14 protein-coding genes are annotated in these 20,418 nt (G+C 63.9%); 3 read left to right on the top strand and 11 right to left on the bottom strand.

All coding sequences use genetic code 11. The annotated features are described in order from the left end of the window. The first annotated feature begins 53 nt into the window (after positions 1-53). Together B2U07_RS18430 and azu are read left to right on the top strand one after the other, a co-directional pair. Positions 54-989 (top strand): DUF808 domain-containing protein, encoded by a 936-nt coding sequence (locus B2U07_RS18430; RefSeq protein ID WP_275545385.1) that lies wholly within the window; start codon positions 54-56, stop codon positions 987-989. 388 nt (positions 990-1,377) lie between these two features. Next, positions 1,378-1,827, top strand: coding sequence for an azurin (gene azu, locus B2U07_RS18425; RefSeq protein WP_275545713.1), 450 nt, complete (start codon positions 1,378-1,380; stop codon positions 1,825-1,827). Positions 1,828-1,865: 38 nt separating this feature from the next. Here the strand turns inward: azu and B2U07_RS18420 are convergent, their stop codons facing one another. The 6 genes from B2U07_RS18420 to B2U07_RS18395 all read right to left on the bottom strand — a co-directional run bounded on the left by B2U07_RS18420 (position 1,866) and on the right by B2U07_RS18395 (position 13,856). Continuing rightward, positions 1,866-2,759, bottom strand: a complete 894-nt coding sequence (locus B2U07_RS18420; RefSeq protein ID WP_275545386.1) for a transglutaminase-like domain-containing protein — start codon at positions 2,757-2,759, stop codon at positions 1,866-1,868. After that, positions 2,756-5,242 carry a circularly permuted type 2 ATP-grasp protein gene (locus B2U07_RS18415; RefSeq protein WP_275545387.1) on the bottom strand — a complete coding sequence of 829 codons (2,487 nt, stop codon included), beginning with the start codon at positions 5,240-5,242 and terminating at the stop codon, positions 2,756-2,758. The genes B2U07_RS18420 and B2U07_RS18415 overlap by 4 nt, the downstream gene beginning before the upstream one ends. Positions 5,243-5,351: 109 nt before the next feature. Further along, positions 5,352-8,645 (bottom strand): DUF2126 domain-containing protein, encoded by a 3,294-nt coding sequence (locus tag B2U07_RS18410; protein ID WP_296277447.1) that lies wholly within the window; start codon positions 8,643-8,645, stop codon positions 5,352-5,354. A gap of 186 nt (positions 8,646-8,831) precedes the next feature. Further along, positions 8,832-9,941, bottom strand: coding sequence for an SO2930 family diheme c-type cytochrome (locus B2U07_RS18405; protein ID WP_275545389.1), 1,110 nt, complete (start codon positions 9,939-9,941; stop codon positions 8,832-8,834). Beyond that, the gene (locus B2U07_RS18400; RefSeq protein ID WP_275545390.1) at positions 9,938-11,188 is read right to left on the bottom strand and encodes a parallel beta-helix domain-containing protein; all 1,251 of its coding nucleotides are present in this window, start codon (positions 11,186-11,188) and stop codon (positions 9,938-9,940) included. Before B2U07_RS18400 ends, B2U07_RS18405 begins: the two co-directional genes overlap by 4 nt. 370 nt (positions 11,189-11,558) lie before the next feature. Beyond that, positions 11,559-13,856, bottom strand: a complete 2,298-nt coding sequence (locus tag B2U07_RS18395) for a YgiQ family radical SAM protein (protein WP_296277446.1) — start codon at positions 13,854-13,856, stop codon at positions 11,559-11,561. A 281-nt stretch (positions 13,857-14,137) separates the two neighbouring features. Here B2U07_RS18395 and B2U07_RS18390 point away from each other — a divergent pair, with 281 nt between their 5' ends. Next, positions 14,138-16,045, top strand: a complete 1,908-nt coding sequence (locus tag B2U07_RS18390) for a GGDEF domain-containing protein (RefSeq protein ID WP_296277445.1) — start codon at positions 14,138-14,140, stop codon at positions 16,043-16,045. Here B2U07_RS18390 and alr read toward each other — a convergent pair. The 5 genes from alr to rpsR all read right to left on the bottom strand — a co-directional run bounded on the left by alr (position 16,042) and on the right by rpsR (position 20,418). Next, entirely contained in the window at positions 16,042-17,118 is a 1,077-nt protein-coding gene (alr, locus tag B2U07_RS18385) for an alanine racemase (RefSeq protein ID WP_275545393.1), read from the bottom strand. The genes B2U07_RS18390 and alr overlap by 4 nt on opposite strands. Positions 17,119-17,282: 164 nt before the next feature. Next, positions 17,283-18,677 carry a replicative DNA helicase gene (gene dnaB, locus B2U07_RS18380; protein ID WP_275545394.1) on the bottom strand — a complete coding sequence of 465 codons (1,395 nt, stop codon included), beginning with the start codon at positions 18,675-18,677 and terminating at the stop codon, positions 17,283-17,285. A gap of 118 nt (positions 18,678-18,795) precedes the next feature. Next, complete coding sequence (gene rplI / locus B2U07_RS18375) at positions 18,796-19,242, bottom strand: 50S ribosomal protein L9 (protein WP_197857059.1); 447 nt, start codon at positions 19,240-19,242, stop codon at positions 18,796-18,798. Between the two features lie 21 nt (positions 19,243-19,263). Continuing rightward, positions 19,264-20,151: a hypothetical protein gene (locus B2U07_RS18370; RefSeq protein WP_275545395.1), complete on the bottom strand. Its 888-nt coding sequence runs from the start codon at positions 20,149-20,151 to the stop codon at positions 19,264-19,266. Positions 20,152-20,187: 36 nt separating this feature from the next. Then, positions 20,188-20,418, bottom strand: a complete 231-nt coding sequence (gene rpsR, locus B2U07_RS18365; protein WP_003246847.1) for a 30S ribosomal protein S18 — start codon at positions 20,416-20,418, stop codon at positions 20,188-20,190.

The raw sequence follows: 20,418 nt of genomic DNA, 5'->3' as shown, positions 1-20,418 counted from the left end.
ACATGTAACACAATGCTACGCTCTGCGGCTTCTCTCCTTACGGAAGCCGCAACATGGCCGGAAGCAGCCTGCTCGCCCTGATCGACGACATCAGTACCGTCCTCGATGACGTCGCCACCATGACCAAGATCGCCGCACGCAAGACCGCCGGCGTCCTGGGTGACGACCTCGCTCTCAATGCCCAGCAGGTTACCGGCGTGCGCGCCGACCGCGAGCTGCCGGTGGTCTGGGCAGTGGCCAAGGGTTCGCTGTTGAACAAGGCGATTCTGGTGCCGGCCGCCCTGCTGATCAGCGCCGTGGCGCCCTGGCTGGTGGTGCCGCTACTGATGCTCGGTGGCCTGTTTCTCTGCTACGAAGGCGCGGAAAAGCTGCTGCACAAGTTGCTGCATCGGCATGAGCCCGAGGAGCAGCAGGCGCGCCTGGAGGCGGTTGCCGACCCTGCGATCGACCTGGTGGCATTCGAGCGCGACAAGATTCGCGGCGCCGTGCGCACCGACTTCATTCTCTCCGCGGAAATCATCGCCATTACCCTCGGCACCGTCGCCACCGCCAACTTCCTCAATCAGGTGCTGGTGCTAAGCGGCATCGCCCTGGTGATGACCATTGGGGTGTACGGGCTGGTCGCCGGCATCGTCAAACTGGACGATGCCGGGCTCTATCTCAGCCAGCGCACCAGCGCCCTGGCTCAGGCTTGCGGACGCGGCATCCTGCGTCTGGCGCCCTGGCTGATGAAGGCGCTGTCGGTAATCGGCACCGCAGCCATGTTCATGGTCGGCGGCGGGATACTCAGCCACGGCCTGCCGCCCGTCGAAGCTGCCGTGCATCACGCGGCGGATTGGGTCGCGCAGGATGCAGGACAGCTACTTTCGGCGGTGGTGCCGACGCTCCTCAATGCCCTGCTGGGCGTGGTCGCCGGTTTGCTCAGCCTGCCGTTGGTCAGCCTCGGCACACGCCTGTGGCAGATGCTGCGCCCATCGAGAACTAGTTGAGTCGGTCATTTCCTGATCAGCCGGCGGTACGCTTCGACAGGTGCGGCCGGCAAGTACTTTCCCCAAGCTTATCCACAGCTTGCTCCACGCTTTTCGGGGATAAGCCGGATCGGCTGAATTGAGCCCGCAGATTTTCTTGGCCTGACTGCAATCAATTCATTACAAAGGATTTTTTGCTTGGCAGATGGGCCCTGAGCAAAACCTGACCAGCCACCCGAAAAGCCCGAAGAATAAGGCTCTGGCGCGCCATTGCAGAGCTTCTCAACAGAGTTACCCACAGATTGTCGGGATAACCTGACGTGGCGTTCGGTCGCAGCCCATAACACTGAAAGCTGTGCGAATCTTTGCCAGACCTGACCGGAAACTCAGAAGCTGGAGGATTCACATGATGTTGCGTAACGCCGCTCTAATCGCTCTGCTCGGCCTGGCCAGCACCCCGCTGCTCGCAGCCGAATGCTCGGTGGATGTCGACTCGACCGACCAGATGACCTTCAACACCCAAGCCATCTCCGTCAGCAAAAGCTGCGAGACCTTTACCGTCAACCTCAAGCACACCGGCTCGCTGCCCAAGACCGCCATGGGCCACAACTGGGTGCTGAGCAAGACCGCCGACATGCCCGGCATCGTCACCGACGGTATCCCTGCCGGCCCGGACGCCAGCTACCTCAAGGCAGGCGACGAGCGTGTGATCGCTCATACCGACCTGATCGGCGGTGGCGAAAGCACCTCGGTGACCTTCGATGTCAGCAAACTGGCCGCAGGCGAGGACTACAGCTTCTTCTGCTCCTTCCCCGGCCATTACTCGATGATGAAAGGCAGCGTGAAGCTGGTCGACTGAGTCATCTCCAGGGCCTCAAGCGAGGCCCTTCATCCCGCCTATCCGAGCGGCAGCACCGTGACCTGCACTTCCGGATCATGACTGCCGCCTCCCAGGATCACTCCACGCAGCGGCGACACGTCGGAGAAATCCCGGCCCCAGGCCAGGGTGATGTGTTCCAGGGCCGGCCGCACATTGTTGGTCGGATCGAAGTCCACCCAGCCCTGACGCGGGCAATACACCGATATCCAGGCATGCGACGCATCGGCGCCGATCAGCCGTGGCTGGCCGGGTGGTGGCTGGGTCAGCAAATAGCCACTGACGTAGCGGGCAGCCAGGCCGCGTGAGCGCAGGCAAGCGAGCATCAGATGGGCGAAGTCCTGGCAGACACCGCGCTTCTCTTCCAGTACTTGCAATAGCGGTGTCGCCACCTGGGTAGCGCCGGCATCGAAGCTGAACTCATCGAAGATCTTCTGCATCAACGCCTGACCGGCCTGCAGCAGCGGACGATCGGGGGTGAAACAGTCATCAGCGTAGTCGGCGAAGACCTGCTTGAGACGCACGTAGGGCGACTCGAAACGGTAGCGCGCCGCCTCCAGCAGCGCTGGCGCCATCGGCTTGCCGCTGTAGCTGAGAGCAGCGCAGGCTTTTTCCCAGCTCGGCGAATCATCGAGATTCAGTGGCGCCCGCGCCAGCACCTCGACGCGCAAGCGCGCGCTGACGCTGAGCTGCTCGTGCGGGCGCTCGAACACCAGGCGGGTCAGCGGGTTGCCGAACACGTCCAGGCCGTCACGGCGCTGGCAGGGCTGCGGGTCGATGCGCAGCTCCTGCTCGTGGCAGCGCTGCCACGGGCATTCGCGCGGCCACAGGTGCGCCAGTTGCTGGGCCAGGGAAACCGGCGCCGAGTAACGGTAATGGGTGTCGTGAAGAACCTGATACAGCGCGCTGCTCATGAGGATTGCGTCCGCTGGCTGACATCGACATGGGCGAAGAAACGCAGCCCGAGGTGATCGGAAACCGCACCGGCGGCTTCGCTGATGGCCACCAGCAGGTCGGCCAGTCCTTCGAGCACCGCACGGGTACTGCCAGGGCCAAACAGCGGGTTTTCCAGGCTGGCGAGATTGAAAGCGGCAAGCTGTTGCTCGAGATAGACCAGGTAGCGCTCGGCCGGCAACTCGAAGCGCTCGTGAAGTCCCTCCAACGAACGCAGCAGCGTGCGCATCTGGAAGATCACGGCATGTGGGTTCTGCTCATCCAGCAATAGCAGGTCGAGCACCGGGATCAACTGCGCCGAGGCCAGGTAGCGGGTGCGGTAGGTGATGCTGCTGTTGCCCAGTTCCAGCAGCCACTCCTGCGCCGACTGGTCGGTGGCCGAGCCGCTGCGCAGGAAGCCGGCGAAGCTGTCGCAGAGAAACTGCAGACGCTCGATGTAGCGGCCGAGCATGAGGAAGCGCCAGCCGTCGTCGCGGGTCATGTCGTCGAGGGCGAAGCCGGAAAGCGCCGCCAGCGACATCAGCAGGCGATTGAGAAAATCCAGCAGCTCGCCGAAGTCGGCCGGTTGGCCTTCGAGCAGTTGCGCCTCGCGCTGCAGCTCCACCAGCGCCTGCCAGTTGGCCTGGGACAGCTTGCCGCGCACGCTGCCTGCCGCCCATTGCAGGCGCTGCAGATTGGCGCGCAGGCTGGCCGGCCAGTCGCCGCCAAGCAATGCCTGCAGCAGGCGCGCTTCCAACTCACCCTCCTCCGGATCTGCCAGCAGGCCCAGATCCTGCGCCAGCGCCAGGGCGCTCTGCAGCGCCTGCGGATCGTCGTCATCGTCGACGTAGCGCGCCAGCATGATACGCAGCAGCCGCGCATTGCCCTCGCAGCGCTCGGCGTAACGACCGAACCAGTACAGGTTCTCCACCACGCGCGAGGGCAGGAAGGGGTCGCTGCGCACCAGGTCGGCGGTGCCGAGGGTGCGTTGCGTCTGCCAGGGCTCACCCGCGCTCTGCCGGGTGCCCAGCACCCAGGTGTCCTTGCTCGCACCGCCACGCTGCATCGAGACCACTTCGGCATCGGCCTCGGCGGCGACGCGGGTCAGACCACCGGGCATCACCCGGTAGCCGTCGGCACTGGCCACGGCGAACACGCGCATGCCGATGGCGCGCGGCTGCAGGCCGCTGCCATCCCACACCGGCGCCTGCGACAGCTTGGCCCGCGCCTGCGCCACATAGGCGTAGGGGCGCTGTTTGAGGCGTGCCGCCAGCTTGACGCGCTGCGCCTCGTCGAGGTCACGACCGAACACCGGGGTGAAGCTCTGCGAGGGGAAGGCCGGGCGCACCAGCAACTGGTCGAGTTTCTCTAGCGCCTCGTCCAGTACCGGCGGCTCGCCGCACCACCAACTGGCAATGGACGGCAATAGCAGTTCCTCGCCGAGCAGATGCTCGCTGATCGCAGGCAGGAAACCCGGCAGACCGGGCGACTCCAGCACGCCGCTGCCCAGGGCATTGGCCACCAGCACGCGGCCACGACGCACCGCTTCGAGCAGGCCAGGCACGCCAAGGGCCGAGTCGGTGCGCAGCTCCAGCGGGTCGCAGTAGTCGTCGTCGAGGCGGCGCAGCACCGCATGCACGCGGCGCAGGCCGGCCAGGGTCTTGAGGTAGAGGGTAGCGTCGCGCACGGTCAGGTCGCTGCCCTCGACCAGCGGGTAGCCGAGCTGACGCGCCAGGTACAGATGCTCGAAATAGCTTTCGTTGAAGCGCCCCGGCGTCAACAGCACCACCAGCGGCGTCTCGCCGCCGCTCGGTGCCTGGCGCGCCAGGGTGTCCTGCAGGGTGCGAAAGAAACCAGCCAGGTACTGCACGCGCAAGTCGCGGTACAGCTCGGGGAAGGCGCGCGAGACGATCTGCCGGTTCTCCAGCGCATAGCCGGCGCCGGAGGGTGCCTGGGTGCGGTCGGCGGTGACCCACCAGCGGCCGTCCGGTGCCCGTGCCAGATCCACCGCATACAGATGCAGCCAGGTACCGCCCGGTGCCTGCATGCCCTGGCACGGCCAGAGGAAGTTGTTGTGGCCGAACACCAGCTCGGTCGGTAGCAGACCCTCGGCGATCAGTTTCTGCGGCCCGTAGAGATCGGCCAGCACGCGGTTGAGCAGGGTCGCACGCTGCGCTACGCCAGCGGCGATCTGCTGCCACTCATCAGCCGGGATCAGGTTGGGCAGCAGATCCAGCTCCCACGGGCGGTCGGCACCGTCCGGGTCGGCGTAGACGTTGTAAGTGACGCCGTTTTCCTGAATCTGACGGGCCAGCATGGCCTCGCGCTGCGCCAGGTGCTCGGGGCGGCTACGCGCCAGCTGCTCGTAAAGGCGGCGCCAGTGCGGGCGCACGTTGCCCTTGGCATCGAGCAGTTCGTGGTAAGCCCCGGCAGGGGGCGGGTAATCGGCTAGCAGGTCGTGCATGGCAGGCTCGGCAGTGCAGCATGATGCAGGTTGATGTGGCCCCACCTGTGGGAGGGGCTTCAGCCGCGAACCGTCGCCGCTAAAGCGCCTCCCACAGTAGGGATCGACGTCAGCTTCGACGCAGATCCAAGGTCAACGGCAGTTCATTATTGTCCATCGGCTGCATGACGAGGCGCTTGCCCGGGCTGTGGCCCAGGCGGAAGAACCGCGCCAGGCGTCGGCTCTCGGCCTCGTAGGCGTTGACCGGCAGGCTGTCGTAGTTGCGGCCGCCCGGATGCGCGACATGGTATTGGCAACCACCCAGCGAACGCTGCATCCAGGTGTCGATGAGATCGAACACCAGCGGCGCATGCACGCCGATGGTCGGTTGTAGGCAACTGGCCGGCTGCCAGGCACGGAAGCGCACGCCACCGACGAACTCGCCGACCTTGCCCGTCGGGCGCAACGGCACCGGCACGCCGTTGCAGGTCAGCACGTAGCGATCCGGCGCCATGCCGGCCACCTTCACCTGCATGCGCTCCAGCGACGAGTCGACATAGCGCACCGTGCCGCCGATGGCGCCCTCCTCGCCCAGCACGTGCCAGGGTTCCAGGGCCTGGCGCAGCTCCAGGTCGATGCCCTTGACCGCAAAGTCGCCGGCCTTGGGAAAGCGGAATTCCAAGTGCGGGGCAAACCACTCGGCGCGCAGCGGGTAGCCGAAGGCCGACAGTTCCTGCAGCACGTCAGCGAAATCCTGCTCGACGAAGTGCGGCAGCAGGAAGCGGTCATGCAGCTCGGTGCCCCAGCGCACCAGCCTGGCCGGGCGGTAGGGCTCCTGCCAGAAGCGGGCGATCAACGCGCGCAGCAGCAGTTGCTGGGCCAGACTCATCTGCGCGTGCGGCGGCATCTCGAAGGCGCGCAGTTCGAGCAGGCCAAGGCGACCGCTGGCCGAGTCCGGCGAGTACAGCTTGTCGATGCAGAACTCGGCGCGGTGGGTATTGCCAGTGACGTCCACCAGCAGGTTGCGCAGCAGGCGGTCGACCAGCCATGGCGGGCAGTCGCGGCCCGGCTCGGGCATCTGCGCGAAGGCAATCTCCAGCTCGTACAAGGTGTCGTTGCGCGCCTCGTCGACACGCGGCGCCTGCGACGTCGGGCCGATAAACAGACCGCTGAACAGGTAGGACAGCGACGGGTGGTTGTGCCAGTAGCTGATCAGGCTACGCAGCAGATCGGGGCGGCGCAGGAAGGGCGAATCGCCCGGTGTCGCGCCGCCAAGGACGAAGTGGTTGCCGCCGCCGGTACCGGTGTGACGCCCATCGATCATGAACTTCTCGCTGGACAGACGCGACTGGCGCGCCGCCTCGTAAAGGAACTCGCAGCGCTCGACCAGCTCGTCCCAGCAGGCAGCCGGGTGAATGTTCACCTCGATCACGCCCGGATCGGGAGTGACGCGGAAATACTGCAGACGCGGATCGAGCGGTGGCTCGTAGCCCTCCATCAGCACCGGACAATCCAGTTCGGCGGCGACGGACTCGATGGCCGCGACCAGCTCCAGGTAGTCCTCCAGGTGCGCCAGCGGCGGCATGAACAGGTACAACCGGCCTTCGCGCGGCTCGGCGCACAACGCGGTACGCACGATACCGGCCGCCGACTGCCCGCTGGCCGGGCGTGCACTCTGCACGTTGGCACTGGCGCCACGCCAGACGCCACGCAGCTGCCGCTGGATCTGCGCCGGGCTGGGCAACGGCGGCAACGACTGGCTGGGGTCGACCGGATTGATGTAGGGGTAATCGGCCTGGCTGACCCAGGGCAGCGAATCCAGCGGCAGGCGGTAGCCCAGTGGCGAGTCGCCCGGCAGCAACCGGCAATGCTCGTCGCGCAGGAACCAGTGCCCGCTCTGCCAGCCTTCACCGATCACCTGTCGCGCCAGCGGCAGAACATGACCAACGACCTTATCCAGGCCCTGATCGAACACCTTGCGCAGGCGCTCGCGCTCCAGCGGGTCGCTCAGACGCGGGTCGTCCGGGGTGACGTTGTCCGGCAGCTTACGCTCGCGCCACAGGTAGTAGAACCAGTCTTCATAGGCAGGGAATACATTGCCGGCATCGACGTCCAGGCGCGACGCCAGAGTGGCGAGAAAGCGAGCGGCGGTCTCGGCGGTGACGCCATAGCCGCGCTTCTCGTCGGCCAGCAGCTTGGGGTCATGCCACAGCGGCTCGCCGTCGCGACGCCAGAAGCAGTTCAGCGACCAGCGCGGCAACTGCTCGCCCGGGTACCACTTCCCCTGACCGAAATGCACCAGCGCATTGGGGGCATAGTGCTCGCGCAGGCGATGGAACAGGTCGGCGGCCAGACGGCGCTTGTTCGGGCCGAGCGCGGCGGTATTCCATTCGTCGTCATCGGGATAGTCGAGGGCGACGAAGGTCGGCTCGCCGCCCATGGTCAGGCGTACGTCATGCATCTGCAGGTCATCGTCGATGCGCCGCCCCAGCGCCTGGATCGCCTGCCACTGTGCCTCGCTGTAAGGCTTGGTGACGCGCGACGCCTCCCACACGCGCTCGACGCTCATCAGGTGCTCGAACGTCACCTCGCACTCGTCCAGCCCACCGGTGATCGGCGCCGCCGAGGACGGCTCCGGACTGCAGGCCAGCGGGATATGGCCTTCACCGGCGAACAGGCCCGAGGTTGGGTCGAGTCCGATCCAGCCGGCGCCAGGCAAGTACACCTCGCACCAGGCATGCAGGTCGGTGAAGTCCTGTTCGGTGCCGCTCGGGCCGTCGAGGGATTTGACGTCGGCGGTGAGCTGGATCAGGTAGCCGGAGACGAAGCGCGCGGCCAGCCCCAGGTGCCGCAGCAACTGCACCAGCAGCCAGGCCGAGTCGCGGCAGGAACCGGAGGCCAGCTCCAGCGACTGCTCGGGCGTCTGCACGCCCGGCTCCATGCGGATCAAGTAGCGAATGTCATGTGCCAGGCGCTGGTTCAGCTCGACCAGGAAGTCGATGCTGGGCACCGGCTCGCGGGAAATACCGGCCAGGTACCTGGCGAACAATGGCGTGGCCGGCAGCTTGATCAGATAAGGCGCCAGCTCGCGCTGCTCGCCCTCGGTATAGGCGAAGGGAATGCGCTCGGCGTAGGGCTCGAGGAAGAAGTCGAAGGGGTTGAACACCGCCATTTCGGCGACCAGATCCACCTCGACCCTGAATTCGCGGGTCTTCTCCGGAAACACCAGGCGCGCCAGGTAGTTGCCCTGCGGGTCCTGCTGCCAGTTGATGAAGTGCTGACTCGGCTCGACCTTCAAGGCGTAGGAGAGGATGCGCGTGCGGCTGTGCGGCGCCGGGCGCAGACGCACCACCTGAGGCCCAAGGTTGACCACGCGATCGTAGCGGTAGTGGGTGACGTGATGCAGCGCGACATGAATCGACACGGCGGCCTCCTGCTAGCCTGGACGATGGGCTGTGCAGCGCAAGACTTATGCCAGCGGCTAAGCCGCTTTCTTGCGCTCCGTCGACCGCGGCAAGCCCCACGTTGGCGCATCGCCTGCACCAAGGTCGAATGGATGCACAACTCCAGGGCAAGGAGGATCAGGAGCTGAGAAAGGCGGACACCGACTTCAGCACTCGCCAACGAGACTGGCGATCCAGCGGTCGATCACCTCCAGCCCTTCGCGGTGGGAGGTGGAGCGTCCCAGTTCGGGCATCATGATGCTGGGATCGGTGCTGTGCAGGCGGAAGCTCAGCACCGACTTCTCCGGCGCACCGGGATGAATGTCGACCAGACGGTCGCCGGAGCCCTTGCCAGCCGCCACCGGCTGCTTGCATAGCCCGTAGGCGATGCTCAGCGGAGTGGTGGGATCGAGATACAGGCCGGAGGTGCGCCCCGGCCCTTCTGGGTTATGGCAGTGCGAGCAGTTGGCATCCAGGTAACTGCGCGCCTGGGCCTGTAGATTTTCTCCCTGTCGCGCCTCGCCCCATCGCGCATTGCGTGGCAGATCACTCACCTGCGCCGGGACGCCCTGCAGAAAACCGACCGTCTGCCAACGCAGCAGCTGGTTGGCCGCGCCATCGGCATAGGCGAAATCCTTGTTCAGATGGCGCGCCTTCGGCCCCAGCGGCTGCACGCCCTTGCCGGCCTGCTCTTCATGACAACCCGCACATTGATTGGCGTCAGGAACCTGATAGTCGATCGCCAGCACCTCGCCGCGCTCACCGTCCAACTCGAGATCGAAGCTGGCGCCCGCCCAGTCCAGGGTCGCCTCGCGCTGGGCGTCATCCCAGACGTAGGGCAAGGCGACCCAGCCCTGCTCCTGACGCAGCAGAATACGCGTCTCGATCAGCCTCACCTGTTCAAGCTCTATCGCTTCGGCGTCGCGCTGCTCGCTACGCTGCAAACGTCCCTGCGCGTCGCGCGGGTAATAGAAGGTCTTGCTCAGCACCGTACCCAGCGGGTAATCGAAACGCGCTTCGCCGTACTGCGCGCTGCTGCCTTGCGGCATCCAGAGGGTGCGCAGCTTATGCGCATAGTCGGTGAACAACGGCGTATTGAGGTCATAGGGCAATACGCCGTCGACTGGCTGCAGCTGGCCGTCGCGCTGTTGCAGCACGCCCCAGCCACTGAGCTTTTCCGGATAGTTCTCGCCACTGGGCAGATACAGAGGCGCTCGCGGCTGTTGCTCGCAGGCGGCAAGCAGCGCGGCAAACAGCAATATCCAGCCGTTCCTCATGCGCCCTCGCCTTTTTCTTCCAGCGCGGCGCGCAGTTCGACGGCGGGCAAACGGGGCAGCTCGCAGCGATGCGGCTCGATATCGGTGCTGATGTTCTTGTAACCACCAGGCCCGTCGACATTGACGATGCCGGCGTCACCATTGTCGATGCAGATCGCCAGTTCGGGTGGCAGCTTGCCGCCTTCCAGCTTGGAAGGATTGACGTAGCCGTCCCAGAGAATGTCCGGCAGACGACCGTTGAGGCCGAACTTCGCCAGCTTGAGCGCCTTCAGCTCCAGGTTGTCCGGGCTATCGCCCGCCGGGCCGAAGCGGTTGCCATGGATATGAATGGCCTCCGGATAGGGATCGAAATCCTCGCTGGTGGATAGATCGGTGTAGCCGGTGCTGAAGTAGCTGCTGACGATGACATTGGCGGTGCGGTGGTCGCCAATATCGTTGTCGAAGATTTCCACCTTGTCGTTGGAGTTGACCAACACTCCGGAGCCCGCCGGCACGCTGGCCACAGGTGTGCCCTTATGACCGAAGTTCTTGTGGTTGTTGCCTTCGACCTTGTTGCGATAGACCCGTGTGGTGTGCCCCGGCTGCGGCAGATTGGGCATGTTGAAGACCAGGATGCCGCCGGTATTGCCGGTGGCGACGTTGTCATAGACGTCAGCGCCGATGGTGTTCTCGATCTCGATGCCGGCGACGTTGCGCTCGGCACGGCTGTTGCGCACCACCACGTTACGCGACTGGCCGACGTAGATGCCGGCATCCGAGGCGCCGATGGCGACCACGCCGTCGATCAGCACGTTCTCGGTCTGCACCGGGTAGATGCCGTAAGCGCCATTCTCGGTCGCCGGGCCATTGGTCCACTCAGTCCGCACGCGGCGGATGATGATGTTCTCGCCGCCTACGACCTTGAGCGCATCGCCCTTGGTGTCTTCCAGCGCCAGGTCCTCGATGGTGAAGTCGGACGCACTCACCAGCAGCCCTTCGGCGCCGGACTTCTGGCCCTTGAAGTTGAGGATGGTCTGGCCCATCCCGGCACCACGCAGCGTCACCCCACTGATCTTGAGGCTGAGGCTACGATCCAGTTGCCAGGTGCCTTCGGGCAGCTCGATCACCTCGCCAGGCTTGGCCTTGATCAGCCGGGTCTGCAGTTCTTTCTGGAAATCCTGACTGGCAGCAGGTGGCGGTGCCTCGGGTTCCCCACAAGCGGCAAGTGTCAGGGAGATGGCGAGCAGTGATGGCACGACTATACGCATGGCGGGACTCCGGATTTGTTCTTATATTATTGGCACTATAGTGCCAGATAAGAAATACGCCAATCCCGCGCAGCTTCGCAACGGCCTTCCGCACACCTTGGGAAAGGCTTCACCCGCGAGGTTTTTGCGCCACCAAAACAATTCGCGGACAAGTCCGCTCCCACAAGATAGGTGGGCTTACCTCGGTGGGAGAACGTCGCTGAGAGTGCTGCAACACTCCACGCCACCTGCGCCATCGTAGGAGTGACTCAACCGTGAGGCATTTGCGCCGCCAAAACAATTCGCGGACAAGCCCGCTCCCACAACATCAGCAGGCTTGCTTAACCCTGTGGGAGCGGACTTGTCCGCGAAGCGTTGTGCTGCGACTGCCTCAGCGCGGTACGGCAGGCTTTTTCGCCGGTTTCCTGCCCTTGCCTTTACCCGCGCCAGAACGTTCACGCGCGGCCTGCTGGTTGCGCGCTTCGGCAGCAGCCTTGGCCTGTTCGCGCTTGTCCCAGGGTTTGCTGCCATCGCTGGCGCGTGGTGGCAGGCCGGTGTGCTGGGTCAGAATCTTACCGCCAGCACCCACTTTCTTGCTGCCGGCCGGCGTAGAGTTCTTGCGCCGCGCGCTCTGGTACTCGTCGGTCTGCGGCTGATAAGTCGGGATCAGCTGGTGCTTGCCGTTACCGATCAAATCGCTACGGCCCATGCGCTCCAGCGCCTCGCGCAGCAGCGGCCAGCCCTTCGGATCGTGATAGCGCAGGAAGGCCTTGTGCAGGCGACGCTGCTGCTCGCTCTTGACGATCTCCACGCCGTCGCTCTTGTAGGTCACCTTGCGCAGCGGGTTCTTGCCCGAGTGATACATGGCCGTGGCGGTGGCCATCGGCGAGGGGTAGAACGCCTGCACCTGGTCGGCGCGGAAACCGTTGCGCTTGAGCCACAGGGCGAGGTTCATCATGTCCTCGTCGGTGGTGCCCGGGTGCGCGGCGATGAAGTACGGGATCAGGTACTGCTCCTTGCCCGCCTCCTTGGAGAACTTCTCGAACATCTGCTTGAAGCGGTCATAGCTGCCGATGCCCGGCTTCATCATCTTGTCCAGCGGACCGCGCTCGGTGTGCTCCGGGGCGATCTTCAGGTAACCGCCAACGTGGTGGGTGACCAGTTCCTTGACGTACTCTGGCGATTCGACGGCCAGGTCATAACGCAGGCCCGAGGCGATCAGAATCTTCTTCACGCCGGGCAGCGCACGGGCCTTGCGGTACAGCTCGATCAGGGAGCTGTGATCGGTATTGAGGTTCTCGCAGATGCCAGGGAACACGCAGGACGGCTTGCGGCAGTGACGCTCGATTTCCGGGTCCTTGCAGGCGATGAGGTACATGTTGGCGGTCGGCCCGCCAAGGTCGGAGACCACGCCGGTGAAGCCCGGCACCTTGTCGCGCATCTCCTCGATCTCGCGGATGATCGAGTCGTGGGAACGGCTCTGGATGATGCGGCCTTCGTGCTCGGTGATCGAGCAGAAGGTGCAGCCACCGAAGCAGCCGCGCATGATGTTCACCGAGAAGCGGATCATCTCGTAAGCCGGGATTTTCTCCTTGCCATACACCGGGTGCGGCACGCGTGCGTAGGGCATGCCGAACACGTAGTCCATTTCCTCGGTGGTCATGGGAATGGGTGGCGGGTTGAACCAGACGTCCACCTCGCCATGCTTCTGCACCAGCGCGCGGGCGTTGCCCGGGTTGGTTTCCAGGTGCAGCACGCGGTTGGCGTGGGCGTAGAGCACCGGATCGTTGCGCACCTTCTCGAACGACGGCAGACGGATCACCGTCTTGTCGCGGGTCATGCGCGGGCTTTCGAGAATCTGTACCACCTTGGCTTCGTTGGGGTCTTCAACCTCGCCTTTAGCCTGTTCGATGGCACAGGCTTCGGTGTCCTGCGTGTTGACGTAGGGGTTGATGATCTTGTCGACGCGACCGGGGCGATCGATGCGGGTCGAGTCGACCTCGAACCAGCCATCCGGCGTATCACGACGAATGAACGCGGTGCCGCGCACATCGGTGATGGCCTCGACCTGCTCGCCTCGCGACAGGCGCTGGGCGATCTCGACCACGGCGCGTTCGGCGTTGCCGTAGAGCAGGATATCGGCGGTGGCGTCCATCAGGATCGAGCGACGCACCTTGTCCTGCCAGTAATCGTAATGGGCGATACGACGCAGCGACGCCTCGATTCCGCCAAGAATCACCGGCACATGGGTGTAAGCCTCCTTGCAGCGCTGGCTGTAGACCAGGCTGGCGCGATCGGGGCGCTTACCGGCAATGCCGCCGGGGGTGTAGGCGTCGTCGGAGCGGATCTTCTTGTCCGCGGTATAGCGGTTGATCATCGAGTCCATGTTGCCCGCCGCCACGCCGAAGAACAGGTTCGGCTCGCCGAGCTTCATGAAGTCGTCTTTGCTGCGCCAGTCCGGCTGGGCAATGATCCCTACGCGGAACCCCTGGGCCTCAAGCAGACGACCGATGATCGCCATGCCGAACGAAGGATGATCGACGTAGGCATCGCCGGTGACGATGATGATGTCGCAGCTGTCCCAGCCGAGCAGGTCCATCTCTTCCCGGCTCATTGGCAGGAAGGGCGCAGGCCCGAAACACTCGGCCCAATACTTGGGATAGTCGAACAGCGGCTTGGCAGCTTGCATATTTTTTGATCAATGGGCTATCACGAGGGGCGCGGATAATAGCACAAATTTTGACCAAACCAGACTATTCCACTGGGTTTAATGCCGTGAGCAGCCTCGATGACAAGCGCTCAAGCGCCCCGGCTGGAATTCATCATGCGGCGTCTCGGCCACCAGTTATGGGCTCGAAAGAGCAGATAATTCAGGCATTTTCCGGCGATAGCCAGACGCCATATTGTTTTCTTCCGATAATAATCCTGTGCATATACTCAAACATTCGGCCAGTCGCCTTCAGGACACCTATGCTACTGCGCTTCGCCTTCCTGCTAGTTCTTCTACTCGGACTGTCGACCACGGGCCTGGCCATGGCATCCGTGACGCTCACCGACGCCAGCAGCGGCATGCCGCTCAACGCCCATATCGAGCTGCTGGAAGACACGGAAGGCAGCCTGAGTATCGACGACATCGCGGCCCCTGAGCTGCAGTCGCGCTTTCGCCCGGCCAATGGTCGTGCCAGCGTCGGCCAGAGCCTGAACCCGTGGTGGATAAAACTGACCCTGCAGCGCGATATGCGCGCACCGGCTCGCTGGGTGCTGGAAGTCGGCTCGGTGACACAGCTCGACCTGCAGCTCTACCAGCCCAATGGCCAGGGCGTCTGGCAGCTGCGCCAGTCCGGCGAGCGCGTGCCCTTCAGCGAGAGTCGCGACCATCCCTACCGACGCATGGTGTTCGACCTGCAGCCGCTCACTGAACAGCCGACGACCTTCTACCTGCGCACCTTTGATCCTGCCGGCAATTCCTTCCCGCTGCGCATCTGGCAGCTTGATGAACTCACGCAACTGGCCGCACGCGAGAACCTGGCGCTCGGCGCCATCTACGGCGTGGTCTTCGCGCTGCTGCTGTACAACCTGTTCATCCTTATCTCGCTGCGCGACAAAGCCTACTTCTGGTATGTGCTGACCACCGCCTTCGCCCTGCTATTCATCATGAGCATGACCGGGCATGGTGCGCAGTACCTGTGGCCGCATCATCCCGTGCCGGCGTGGCTCGACCGCATCACCCTGCCGTCGCTGTGGGGCCTGTTCGCCAGCCGATTCACCCAGACCCTGCTGCAGACCAAGCAGTATGTGCGCTGGGCCCACCACCTGTTGAACATGGCCTGCGTGATCTATCTCTTCGCCATTGTCTTGACCCTGCTCGATCAACGCTATCTGGCAGCCTGGGCCATCGCGCTGCTGTCGCTGACCAGCATCCCTGCCGCGCTGGGCAGTGCAGTGGTGCGCTGGCGCCAGGGCTTTTTTCCTGCGCAACTGTACCTTTATGGCTACGGCCTGGTGCTGGGCAGCGTGGCCATCCTGCTGCTACGCACCACCGGCTTATTACAACCGGCCGAATGGAATGCCTATGTATTTCCACTCGCGGTGGCCGCGGAATCCATCCTGTTCTCTTTTGCCCTGGCGTATCGCATCCAGATACTCAAGCAGGAGCGCGCCGTGGCCCTGCAGCAAGCGGATCGCGAGAAGACCGCACGCCTGGCCCAACTCCAGGCCAGCGCCGATGAGCTGCAGGCTGCGGTGACCGCACGCACCGCCGAACTGGCCGCGACCAACGAACAACTGCGTGAACGCGAGTGCGAGCTGCAGCATGCTGCCTTCCACGACCTGCTGACCGAGTTGCCCAACCGCCGCTACCTGGTCGAGCGCTGCGAGTCGGCCCTGGCGCATGCCGAGCGACACAAGGAAAGCGTGGCGCTGCTGCTGATCGACCTGGATCACTTCAAGCCGATCAACGATCGCTTCGGCCATGCCGCCGGCGACCTGATGCTGCAGGTGATTGCCAGGCGCCTGCGCGAACACGTGCGCCTGGGTGACACGGTGGCGCGCCTGGGCGGTGACGAGTTCGCCGTGCTGATCTGTGGCAGCGACGCCGAAAGCCAGGCCCGCGAAATCGCCGAGCGCCTGCTGGCGGAGCTGTCCGAGCCGGTGCACTACGGTGCCGAGCGCCTGCGTGTGACCATCAGCATCGGCGTGGCGCTCTATCCACTCCATGCGCAGAGTTTCACCGGGCTGTACAAGATCGCCGACCAAGCGCTCTACCGCGTCAAGGAACTGGGACGCTCAGGCGCGCGCGTGCACGGTGATGATGGCGAGCTGACCGAGCAGGCCTGCCTGCAGCTGGACATTCTCAAAGTACCCAGCGGCCTGGCCTAGCCGATATAGCGACGCGGTACTCGTGCTGTGACTTTGCTCAGCAGCTCATAGCCGATGGTGCCGCAGGCTGCCGCCACCTCATCCAGCGGCAGATTGGCGCCCCATAGCTCCACTGGCGAATCGACATCGGCCTCGGGCAGGTCGGTGATATCCACCGCCAGCATGTCCATCGACACCCGGCCCGCCAGTGTCGCGCGTTGCCCGTCGACCAGTACCGGCGTGCCGCTCGGCGCATGGCGCGGGTAACCGTCGGCATAACCGCAGCTGACCGTGGCAATCCGCGAGGGCCGCTGCGCCACCCAGCTCGCGCCATAACCGACACTTTCACCAGCCGCCACTTCACGCACGGCAATTACCCGCGCAGCCAGAGTCATGGCGGGCCTCAGCCCAAGCTCGCGCGCACTCAGCTCGGCGAACGGCGTCGCCCCGTAGAGCATGATGCCGGGACGCAGCCAATCCATATGCGTGGCGGGAATGGTCAGCACCGCCGCTGAGTTGGCCAGCGAGCGATGATTGAAGTCCAGGTCCAGCAGATCGAGAAAACGCTCGACCTGCTGCTCGGTGAGCGGATGCCCACGCTCGTCGGCACAGGCGAAATGGCTGAGCAGGTTGAGCTCGGCGACCTGTTCGGCGTCTTCAAGCTGCGCATGCCACTGGCGCAGGCTGGCGGCATCGAAGCCGAGGCGATGCATGCCGGAGTCCAGCTTGAGCCAGACATTCAGTGGCCGCACCAGCTCACTGGACAGCAGCGCCTCGGCCTGCGCTGCACTCTGCACCACCAGATCCAGTCCCAGCTGCGCTGCGATGGCATATTCGCTGGCCTCGAAGCAGCCTTCGAGCAGCAGGATGCGCGCCTCGCCATGCATGGCGCGCACTTCCGCCGCCTCTTCCAGGCAGGCCACGGCGAATCCGTCGGCAACATCGTGCAGCGCCGTTACCACTTCACGCACGCCGTGCCCATAGGCATTGGCCTTGACCACCGCAAAAGCCTGACGCCCCGGCGCGCAGCGCTTGGCAAGCGTGTAGTTGTGAGCAATGGCGGAGAGGTCGACGATGGCGGCTAGCGGGCGCATGGCAGAAGGCCTGAACGAAAAACGGGCGCCCATCTTAACTGCTGGGCGCCCGTTTTCATTGATCTAGAGCGTAGCCCGGATGCAATCCGGGAGCTTCTGCACCGAGAGCCCCGGATTTCATCCGGGCTACAGAACTCGCTCCTATGACGCCCAGGCTACGACTGTCATTCATCCTCGAACTGATAGCTGCCCGGCGCCAGGTTCTCGAAGCGCGAATACTTGCCGAGGAAGGCCAGGCGCGCGGTGCCGAGCGGACCGTTACGCTGCTTGCCGATGATGATCTCGGCCACGCCCTTGTACTCGGTCTCCGGGTGGTACACCTCGTCGCGATAGACGAACAGGATGATGTCGGCGTCCTGCTCGATCGCACCGGATTCACGCAAGTCGGAGTTGATCGGGCGCTTGTTGGGGCGCTGTTCCAGGCCACGGTTGAGCTGCGACAGGGCGATCACCGGGCAGTTGAATTCCTTGGCCAGGCCCTTGAGCGAGCGCGAAATCTCGGAAATCTCGTTGACCCGGCTGTCGCCGCTGGAGCCCGGAATCTGCATCAGCTGCAGGTAGTCGACCATGATCAGACCGATCTCGCCGTGCTCGCGAGCCAGGCGCCGCGTACGCGCACGCATCTCGCTGGGAGAAATGCCCGCCGTATCGTCGATGAACAGCTTACGGTCGTTGAGCAGGTTGACCGCACTGGTCAGGCGTGGCCAGTCATCGTCGTCGAGCTGACCGGCACGCACCTTGGTCTGGTCGATTCGTCCCAGGGAGGCGAGCATACGAATGACGATGGATTCCGACGGCATCTCCAGCGAGTACACCAGAATCGCCTTGTCGCTGCGCATCAGCGCGTTCTCCACCAGGTTCATGGCGAAGGTGGTCTTACCCATCGAAGGACGACCGGCGACGATGATCATGTCGGCTGGCTGCAGGCCGCTGGTCAGCCCGTCCAGATCGTCGAAACCGGTCGACAGACCGGTGATCGCATCGCCGTTGTTGAACAGCGTGTCGATGCGGTCGATGGCCTTGACCAGAATGTCGTTGATGCCCACCGGGCCGCCGGTCTTGGGACGGTCTTCGGCAATCTGGAAGATCAGTCGCTCCGCTTCGTCGAGAATTTCCTCGCCGGTGCGCCCCTCTGGGGCGTAGGCACTGTCGGCAATCTCGTTGCTGATGCTGATCAGTTTGCGCAGGGTGGCGCGCTCACGAATGATCTGCGCATAGGCCTTGATGTTGGCCACCGATGGCGTGTTCTTGGCCAGCTCGGCGAGATAGGCCAGACCGCCGACCTGCGACAGCTGCCCTTCCTTGTCCAGCTGTTCGGACAGGGTCACCACGTCGAAGGGTTCGTTACGCTCGGCCAGCTTGAAGATCGCGCGGAAGATCAGGCGGTGATCATGGCGATAGAAATCGACATCGGAAACGCCATCGAGCACACGCTCCCAGGCATTGTTGTCGAGCATCAGGCCACCCAGTACCGACTGCTCCGCCTCGATGGAGTGCGGAGGCACTTTCAGGGCTGCGGTTTGCAGGTCGTATTGCTCGGGAATGCTGATGTCGTTCATAGGCTCGAGAGGAAAATGCTGCGATAGAAAAACAAAGGGCACGGATCGCCGAAGCGATGCCGTGCCCGATTGTCAGCAGACCGGCACCTGAGTGCAAGTCCGCCTGGCGGCTGCTTAATTAAGCAGCAACCACGATCACCTTAACGGTGGCTTCGACGTCGGTGTGCAGGTGCACAGCTACGTCGTATTCGCCGACCTGACGGATAGTACCGTTGGGCAGACGAACTTCGGCCTTGGCCACTTCAACGCCGGAGGCGGTCAGGGCGTCAGCGATGTCGTGGGTACCGATCGAACCGAACAGCTTGCCTTCATCGCCAGCAACGGCGGTGATGGTGACTTCCAGCTCAGCCAGTTGAGCAGCGCGAGCTTCAGCGGAAGCTTTCTTCTCGGCAGCGGCTTTTTCCAGCTCGGCGCGGCGGGCTTCGAACGCAGCTACGTTTTCAGCGGTAGCAGCGGTGGCCTTGCCTTGCGGCAGCAGGAAGTTACGGCCGTAACCGGCTTTAACATTCACTTTGTCGCCCAGGTTGCCCAGGTTGGCGATTTTTTCCAGCAGGATGACTTCCATTTGGGTCTTACCTCTTAACTTTTAACCTTCACCGTCCGCGGGCCCACTCTTGCGAGCGAGGCGACCGCGAAAATCAAACAGACTGTCGACGATGGCCAGAACCACCAGTAGCGGATAGATCAGCTGCATGAACAGCAAGAGCGTGATGTACATGCCCACCAGCCAGAAGCGAGCGAGCCCACCCTTCTCCACCAAGCCATGCACCAGGGCGATCCCGGCGAACAGCAACGGCACGCTGCATAGCGGCGTGAGCATGGCCAACTGCGGCCCCAGGTTGGGGCCTAGCATCATGCCCGCCAGCAGCAACAGCGCCTGCGGCAGCGACAGTCTCAACGCGCGGAACTCGCGACCGAAACCGCCTGGGTTGTACAACACGGCCTGCCAGTAGCGCCCAAGAATCAGGCTCAGCAAGCTCAGGATCTGCAGCAAGGCTGCCAGCAATCCGGTCAGCACCGGTGCAATCAGCGCCTCGAGACGCTCGCGTTCGCTCACCGCCAATTGCTGGTGAGCCCCGTCGAACATGGTCGGCAGCAGCTTCTGCAGCTCACCGGCCATGGCCTCGATGGGTTCGCGGAACACCGCCCCGAGGACCACTCCATACACCAGACCCAGCGCCACACTGCTCAGCAGTATGCGGTTCCAGGTCCAACTGGCGCGCAACAACAACGCCAGGCTCAGCGCACCGACCAGCACCAGCAAGGTGCGCGGCTCGCCGAAATACCACCAGGCAATCGCCGGCAGCATGGCCCAGGCCAGGATGCCCATGGCATCGCTGGCTCCGCGCCGCAACAGCACCAGGCTGCCTGCGGCGGCACTCAACCAGAACAACAGCGGCATCGCTGCCGATCCCACCACCACGAGGGTGGCCTGCATACGGCCGCGCATGATGTATTCAGCCAGGGCGCGCATGCGATCTATTCCTTAACGCTTGTCGACTATCCGATCTCAGCGGCCGTGGCTGTCGGTGTAGGGCAGCAGGGCCAGAAAGCGGGCGCGCTTGATAGCGGTGGCCAGCTGACGCTGATAACGAGCCTTGGTACCGGTGATACGGCTGGGAACGATCTTGCCGGTTTCCGAGATGTAGGCTTTCAGGGTGTTGAGATCTTTGAAATCGATCTCTTTCACGTCTTCAGCGGTGAAGCGGCAGAATTTACGACGACGGAAGAAACGTGCCAT

It is taken from the genome of Pseudomonas sp. UBA7530 (assembly GCF_002479365.1).
Classification (GTDB): Bacteria; Pseudomonadota; Gammaproteobacteria; order Pseudomonadales; family Pseudomonadaceae; genus Aquipseudomonas.
The sequence above is the reverse complement of the archived record's forward strand: the minus strand, read 5'-3'. Positions and strand labels throughout refer to the sequence as shown.